Source organism: Massilia timonae CCUG 45783 (assembly GCF_000315425.1).
GTDB classification, from domain to species: domain Bacteria; phylum Pseudomonadota; class Gammaproteobacteria; order Burkholderiales; family Burkholderiaceae_D; genus Telluria; species Telluria timonae.
The window spans coordinates 1,322,160-1,330,064 of record NZ_JH992922.1 but is presented as its reverse complement, the minus strand read 5'-3'; the positions used below and the strand labels follow the sequence as shown (position 1 = coordinate 1,330,064).

Genomic DNA, 7,905 nt, shown 5'->3' with positions numbered 1-7,905 from the left:
TTCGACTTGCATGTGTAAAGCATGCCGCCAGCGTTCAATCTGAGCCAGGATCAAACTCTTCAGTTCAATCTCTGTTTGTTGACTCTTTCGAGTCACTCGCTATTGCTAGCGAGGTCGCTCACTCAAAATACTGACCGTCGCTTCATTGCTGAAGCAACGTTTAATACTTTGTGCGAACATTTGATATTTTAAGTATGCAGCTGAACAAGTCAGCCGGCACCTTCATCAAACGCCCACACTTATCGACTGTTAATTTTTAAAGATCAGAATTCGGTGCTTCTTCTTGCTGCATCGTTGCGAATCGTTGTGTTCGTCAGCAGCAGAGAGGCGAGAGTATGAAGTGTTTCTCATTTTTCGTCAACCCCTTTTTTCTCTTCGCTTTCGCTACCGTGAGGTGGCGTCTGCGTCGAGGAGCGAGACTATAGCAAAGCGCCAGCGCCCCCGCAAGGGCCAGTTTTCATGTTTGTCGAATCGCGTCGACCGCCCATGTGTAGCCAATGCGCTCCTGCTCGAGGCGTAAGCGCTCCCCAAGGATATCGCCGCGCAACTGCAGAAACAGCTCCCGCTCCTGCTCCGTCAGCCTCATCAGGTCTGCCAGGCAACGTTTGTCGCCATCCTCCTGCCCCCATACATGGCGATGTGCCTGTAACGTGTCGGCATCCATCAGCAGCGATGCCGCGCCCGGGATCGACGCCCGCAGGCGATCGAGGATCGCAAAGCCATGCGTATCGATATCGCCCCAGTACAGGACGCGCCGGCTGCGTAACCAGTCCACCTGCGCCAGGCGGTCGATGCCATAGCCGCCACCGAACACCACCATGCTCGACTCCACATCGGGAAATGCCAGTGCATTCACCTCGTTCTCCGTGATGTAGACCCGGTCCACGCCCGTGCGCAATGCGGCGAACTGCGCCACAGGCACCATCAGGTCGGAGCAACCGCCGACATAGTGCCGCTGGTCGAGTATGCGGAAACGAATTTGCGCTGGTTTTCCCAGCAGCCCGTAACGCGTGTCGAACTGCCGCGCGCCGACGGCGCCGGCATCGATCGATTCGGCAGGCAGCACCTGATCGAGCAGTTCGGCCATCAGCCCCTTGCGCACTTCGATGAACTTCGTGTCGACACCCGGGATATCGAGCTGACGCAGATAGATGCCTGGACGTGGATTCGCCACGAACCAGCGCAGCACGGCCAGGACGCGCTCCCATCCATCCCCGTGCTCGAGCAGGCGGAGCGGCTGCCTGGCCAGCCAGGGACGAAGGACGGGAAACGCGCCGAGGGTCATGGCGACCAATTCGTCGAAGCGCCGCGTGTCCGCGCCACGGCCGATCATGCGCAGCGCCGACGCTTCCGACTCCACGATGGCGGCAACCGGGATGCGGTTGCGCCCCAGCTGGCGGTGGTTGATGTCGCGCCAGACCAGCTCATAGCCATCGCCGCGTTCTGGACGGCTGCTGCTGCGCAAGGCGCCGATCCAGTCGCGCACGAGGTCGAACTGCTCGCCCATGGCTGCGACCGAAGGTTGCCGCAGCCGGACTTCATGCGGAAACAAGGCGACGCCGTCCAGGCGCGCCGCCAGGATAGCGCCGCTGTCCCACAGGCGCTGGACGCTGGCGACGATGTCGCCCGGCGACGACCATGCGCTGCGCGCCGCCATCATCCGGCCCGCGCACCGCGCTCGGCGCGGTACTCCTCGATGCTCAGGTAGCGCAGCATCGACTGCCGACCTTCTTCGCTGTGCACGAACCCCAGGCCGGCGACGTATGGCTCGATGATGTGGATCTTCTGCAGCGGCGTCACGATCAGCAGTTGCAGGTTCATGCGCCGGAACAGCTCCAGCCCATAGCGCGCAGATTCGTCGGAACCGCGTCCGAACGCCTCGTCAATGACCACGAAGCGGAACGAGCGCGAACGCACGGCGCCCCATTCGAGGCCGAACTGGTAGGCCAGGCTGGCTGCCAGCACCGTGTAGGCCAGCTTCTCCTTCTGGCCACCGGACTTGCCGCCGGCGTCGGTGTAGTGTTCATGCTCGCTGTCGTCCTCGCGCCAACGCTCGGACGCCGAGAACACGAACCAGTTGCGCACATCGGTCACCTTGCGGGTCCAGCGCCGGTCCATCTCGGCGCAGCCTTCGCGGCCCCGAAAGCGCTCGATGATGCGCCGCACCTGCAGGAATTTCGCCTCGGTGTACTCCTCGTCGCTCGACCCGGTCAGCGCGCCTTCGGTACAGCTGCGCAGGTCTTGCTGGAAGTCGCGCAGGTCGGCGTCCAGGCTCGGTTCCGCCTCCAGGGCGATGTAGCGATTCGGGTTGTAGTCGATCGCATGCAGCGAGGTGTTGATGGTCTCGACCCGCTCGCGGATCGTTTCGCGCTCGCGCTTGAGCTGCGACTGGAATCCGGCGATCTCGCGGATCGTGTTTTCGTTGAGCAGCTCCTTGAACTTGCCGGCGAAGCGCGGCAGGTCGTCGGCTTCCAGCACCTGCAGCATGCGCCGGAACTCGGGCGCCGCCTCGATGCTCACATCGACCTCGCGCGCATCGAGCGGCCAGGTAGTCGCATAGTCCTGCATGGCGGTGATGATCCTGTCGCGCAGTGTCGCGATGCGTTTGCTGTCGGCGTCGATGCGTGCCTGCACGAATTCACGCATGTCGCGCTCGCGGTTATCGCATGATTCGACCGTCAGCGTGTGCTCGCCCAAGGCCTGCTCGCGCAGCGTCTCGAGCACCGGCAGCGTAGTGGCGCGCATGGCGTCGTCGATCGCACCGGCAAGCGCCTCGCTCTCGCCCAGCAGGCTGCGGGCCTGGCTCAATTTCTCCACCAGCGTCGCCAGCGCGGCATTGGCCTGTGCATGCTGCGCATCGATGCCGGCCTGGACGTCTCCGAGATCGCGCAACTGCTGCTGCAAGGTGCGCAGCAGGTCGGACGATGCCGCCAGCTCCTGCTGCTCGCGCTCGAGCCTGTCGATCATCGCCACCAGCGGCTTCCAGTCGAGATCAGCGAAGCTGGCGAACACCGCCAACTGCTGCCAGAGACCGAGCACTCTGCCCCATTCGGCAGCTTCGCGCTTGAGCTCGAGGATTTGCCTGGTATGTTCCGTGATACGCGTGGACAGGTCGCGCTCCTGCTTCTCCAGCGCCGCGATCTTCGCCTCGTTCGACCAGCCCAGCACATAGCTGGTGCGGTCGCCGATCTGGCGCCGGTCATCCTTTTCGTGACGCTCGCCGCCCGACTTCACCTGTCCGTTACGGGTGATCGCGCGCTGCTCGCGCCGAAACAGTTCCATGGAGTCGCAACAGGCATAGTCGAAACGCCGCGCCAGCTCGCCCTCGATCCAGGCATAGAACGGCGAATCCGGCTGGATCGACAGCTTGCGCACCAATGAATGCGGATGCAGGGATGGCGGCTCGGCCGGGGACAATGGCCGCACCCGGTAATACACCAGGCGCGCGCCAAGGTGGGTACGCTCGGCCCATGCCGCCACCTGCGCGTAATGCTGTTCGGGCACCAGCAGCGACAGGCCGAAGGCATGCAGCAAGCGCTCGGCCGCCCCTTCCCAGGCACGCTCGTCCTCGCGCACCTGGATCAACTCGCCGATGAAGGGCAGCGCATCAGGCGCGATCGTTAGCGCGTCGCACAAGGCCTCGCGCAGCGTGAGCATCTGGCGCGGAATATTGGACCGGCGCTTGCGCAGCGATTCGAGTTCGTCGGTCAGTTCGCCGTGCAGCTTTCTCAGCTCGCGCACCGTCACGCCAGCCTCGGTCAGGCGGTTGCTGCGCTCGTCGCGCTGCGCGACGCAGGCGGCCTGGCCTGTGTCAATGGCGCCCCGGTTGGCATCGAAGGCGCCGGCATCGTGCGGCGCCGGCAAGCCGAGCGCCGAGGCGATCAGCTCGTACTGCTGCGCGCGCGCGTTCTTTTCGCTGCGAGCGGCGTCGACGCGCGCGATCTCGCCCATGATCTGTTCGATCCGGTTGCCGCCATTGGCCGAGATGGCGGCGGTCAGTTCGTCGCGGGTACGGGCGTGTTCGCGCCGCTCCTGCTCCAACTGGGCCAGGCGGGTGGCGGTGCGTTCCTCGTCCGCTGCCAGGTTGGCGATGCGCTTGTCCAGCAGCTCGGTCTTGAGCAGCGCGAACCAGGGCCGCAGGGCTTCGCGACAGATCCGCAGCTCATCCATCTGCGTCACCAGCGCCGCGTGGCGATCGCAGTCGGCGTTCAGGGGTTGCAGGCGCTCGATCTGCGCGCGCGCCTTGAGCACCGTCTCGTGGGCCCGGTTCAAGTCGTCGAAGTGCGTGATCAGCATGTCGATGCGGGCCTGCACCGGGAACGGCTCGAGCATGTGCTCACGCACGAACTCGGTCAGGTTGCCCACCGATTTCATCGACACCGTCTGGTTGAACAGGTCCATCGCCTGTTCCGATGCGATGCCGAAACGGCGCCTGAAATCGGCGCCATAGGCTGGGAAGCTGTCGTGCAGAGCAATGCCGGACCGCGCTCGCAGGCGCTTGCGCAGCTGATTGATGTCGGCGAAGCCCGAAAAATCATCGGCGATCGTCAGCGCCGTTTCGGCGACCACATAGAATCGCTCCGGCTGGCCGCGCGGGTCCTTGAACCAGAATACCTGCGCGAGCGTGATGGTCTCCTCGTAGCCTTCGTTATGGAACTCTCCGAGCAGCACCGAGTAGCTGTGCTGGTCGCGCAGCGCGACCGCACGCGCGGAGAGGCCGGTGTCACCGCGCTCGGACTTGAAGTGGCCCAGCACATAGGTGCGCAGCGAGCGTTCGCGCGCGTCGGCGCCGGCCGCCTTGTTGTACGAGATCTTGTTGAACGGGACCAGCAAGGTAGTGAGCGCATCGACCAGGGTCGACTTGCCGGATCCGATATCGCCAGTCAGGAGCATATTGGCGCCGTGCGGCTGCATCCTCCAAACGCGCTGGTGGAAGGTGCCCCAGTTGTACACTTCGAAGCGGCGCAGGCGGAAGCCGGCCTGCTCGGTCGCCGTCGCCAGCTCGGGATCGGGTCCGGCGTTCATTCGACGCCCTCCTTGCCGGCGCTCGCCCCGGCATGCCTGGCATAGCCGTCCAGGCGCTGGGCGAAGTCGTCGAGCCACTGGGCATCGACGAAGGCCTTCAATACGCGCCGCACTTCGAACTGCCCGTCCTGACCGCGCAGGCGCCGCAGGAAGCCGAGGTCGACGACCTTGCCGAGATGCGTATCCATGCGGTCGAGCAGGCGCGCTTCGTTGGCGGTATCGGGCAGGAACAGGCGCATCTGGTCGACGATGTCCTCGCGGCTGACGACCAGCCGGGTATCTGCACTGAGCGCGTCGAACTCGGCCAGCTTCTTGCGCAGCAGGACCAGGATCAGGCTGACTGGGAAGCTGAGCTGGCGGCGCTGGACCAGACGCGGCAAGTCCGGCGTCTCGGGCTTGGACGCCCGCTGGCGCAGATAGGCATAGCCCTCCGCCTCGTCAAGGATCAGTTCGAGCCCGATCACGCTGCAATAGTCGCGCACGCGCGCCTGCAGGTCGAGCAGTGCCTGCCATTGCGGCTCGGCGTTTTCGCGATACAGCACGCCCTGGAACAGGGTGACTACCACTTGTCCCAGCTGGTCGTCGTCAATCATTCGTCCTCTCGTTCCCGTAGTGTAAAGATTACCATCGGCAGCGTCGCCTGACGCTGGTGGCCATCGGCGCCGGTCCAGCGGACGCATTCATCGCGCTCGTCGTCGATCACGGCGGCCACGTCCTGGGTCGCCAGTTTCAGGTAGGTCGCCAGTTCGGCCAGGCCCTGCTCGATCGGATTGTCCATCACGACCGCCGCCAGCGATACCTGGCTGCGGGTCTGCAGTGCGCGCCGCACGTTGGATGCCAGGCGCACCTGGTCGACGTAAACCTGTTCGAACAGCGCATCGGACAAGGCGGTCGCGCCGGCCTCCTCGACTTCCACCGCGCGAATGTCGGCCTTGAATGGCGGCGTGTAGAGCAGCCGCTCCATGGGCAAGGCGAACTCCGGCCCGGCGTCGTCGATGTCGGCGAAGGCCGCATCGGGAACCTGCCCGCGCAGCGACAGCGCTTTCTGTTCGACCTGCCGGATCAGCTCCATGATGCGGCGGTTCTCGAGCCAGGCCTGGTCATCCAGATAGCGGCGCAGCTGCTCCGACAGGCGCGCCACGGTGCGCTGGGTAACCTCGCCGGCTTCCAGCCAGTCGTAGTGGATGCGGCGCAGGCGGCCGTCGGGTTCGAGTTCGCGGATCGGCGCGAGCGCCATCACCTGCTCCAGCAGCTTGCCCAGTTCATCCTGGCGCGACGGCGACATCAGCAAGTCCCAGAAGGCGCGAAAGCTCTTGCCTTCGTCGGATTCGGTGATCAGGTCGCGCCAGCCGAAGATCTGCTGCAGCAGTTCGCCCTTGCCGCCGTCCCAAGTGGCGATCCTTTCGCGCACGCTGCGGTCGAGCATGCGGAAGTTCTGGTCGAGCGCACGAAAATCGGACAGCAGTTCACGCGCGGTGGCCGCCATTTGCAGGAAGCGTTCGCGCACCTGGGTCGGTTCCATCAGGGTCAGGTGGCCCTCCTTGATCCGCGCGATTTCGGCGTCGATGTCCGCCTTGCGTTTCTGGAGTTCGGCAATGCGCGCACGGGGATTGAGCTCGGTGCCGTCGGCGATCTGCTTGAGCAGGTCGAACACGGTCATCAAGCGCGACTCGGTACCGATGAAAGCACGCTGGCCCAGGCCCTGCAGCCATTCCAGGGCCTGCTCGGCAGGCGAGGTCAGATCGTAGTGCGGTTCGTCTTCGCCTGGTGGATAGTATTTGCGCAGCCAGCCGCGGTCGTCGGACGCCCAGTCGTCCAGATAGCTGGCCGCGGGCTTGGGAAACAGCTGTTCGCCGGTCAGCTCATGAAGCTGGTACAGGTGATCGTCCAGTTGCGACACCAGCTGCTGGCGGGCAATCGTGCGCACATTGGGCGCGACAAAGCTGCGGTGCAGGAAGCTGGCGATCATCGGCGCGTGGTCGGCGGCGAGGAGCCGCCAGGATGGGTGCGCGCGGCGCTGGGCGAGAAGCTGCTGGTAATCCATCGCGCTCTATGAAGGAATGGCGGACGCATCCGACATCGATGCGACCAATTCATGGTACCAGCGCTCCTGGCGGGTCTTGTGCAAGCGGTACCAGGCCTTGGTGGTCTCCGGCTTCCAGACCTTGAGCATCTTGAGAACTTCGTAGGAGAACTCGAGCGGCGCCAGGCCGGTTGCCGTGATCAGGTTGTCGCCGCGGACAGCCGGCTCCTTGCGGTACATGTGTTCACCGCGATAGTCGGGGCAGGATGCTTTCAACAATCCGGGGTCGTTGGAAGTGTGGCGCCGTGCATTCAATGCGCCGGTGCTGGCCAGGCCGACGGTCGCGCCACAGATGGCGGCGACCTGGTGGCCTTGGTCCAGCGCGTCGCGCGCCAGTTCGAGGGCTGGTCTTGCTTGTGCAGACTGCCAGATTTCCGCCCCTGGAAGCAGGAGCAGATCGTTGTCGTCCATCCGGATGTCGCCGATTGCGATATCCGGCGCATGGGTCACGCCGCCCATGCTCGTCACCACGCCACGGCTCAGGCCTGCCTTCAGCAATTGGAAGTCTTGCGATGGATCTGCGAAAAACCGGCGGCTATGCAGTTCTGCCGTCAGGTATCCGATTTCCCAATCCGCCAGCGTGTCGACGACAACGAGATAGACCTTCATCGCTTTTCCTAGGTAAGAGAACAGTATGACCTTGGGATTTTACGCGTCTCCAAAGCAAAAAACCCCACCAGGATCACCTGGTGGGGTTTTTCTTATAACTAGCCTGACGATAACCTACTTTCACACTGGTTGCAGCACTATCATCGGCGCAAAGTCGTTTCACGGTCCTGTTCGGGATGGGAAGGGGT

The 7,905-nt window shown here is 64.0% G+C and carries 5 protein-coding genes; all 5 read right to left on the bottom strand.

Annotated elements, in window-relative coordinates:
• Window positions 1-457: 457 nt before the first annotated feature.
• From HMPREF9710_RS05610 to HMPREF9710_RS05590, 5 genes are read right to left on the bottom strand one after another with little or no spacing between them, the layout of a single operon-like run.
• On the bottom strand, window positions 458-1,660 hold the full coding sequence (locus HMPREF9710_RS05610; RefSeq protein WP_005664657.1) for a DUF3322 domain-containing protein: 1,203 nt from the start codon (window positions 1,658-1,660) through the stop codon (window positions 458-460).
• Window positions 1,657-5,025, bottom strand: coding sequence for an ATP-binding protein (locus tag HMPREF9710_RS05605; RefSeq protein ID WP_005664655.1), 3,369 nt, complete (start codon window positions 5,023-5,025; stop codon window positions 1,657-1,659). The genes HMPREF9710_RS05610 and HMPREF9710_RS05605 overlap by 4 nt, the downstream gene beginning before the upstream one ends.
• On the bottom strand, window positions 5,022-5,618 hold the full coding sequence (locus HMPREF9710_RS05600; RefSeq protein WP_005664653.1) for a DUF4194 domain-containing protein: 597 nt from the start codon (window positions 5,616-5,618) through the stop codon (window positions 5,022-5,024). Before HMPREF9710_RS05600 ends, HMPREF9710_RS05605 begins: the two co-directional genes overlap by 4 nt.
• The gene (locus HMPREF9710_RS05595) at window positions 5,615-7,069 is read right to left on the bottom strand and encodes a DUF3375 domain-containing protein (RefSeq protein WP_005664650.1); all 1,455 of its coding nucleotides are present in this window, start codon (window positions 7,067-7,069) and stop codon (window positions 5,615-5,617) included. Before HMPREF9710_RS05595 ends, HMPREF9710_RS05600 begins: the two co-directional genes overlap by 4 nt.
• A 6-nt stretch (window positions 7,070-7,075) precedes the next feature.
• A complete protein-coding gene (locus HMPREF9710_RS05590; RefSeq protein ID WP_005664648.1) occupies window positions 7,076-7,717 on the bottom strand; it encodes a type 1 glutamine amidotransferase family protein in 642 nt (213 codons plus the stop codon).
• Window positions 7,718-7,905 lie beyond the last annotated feature (188 nt).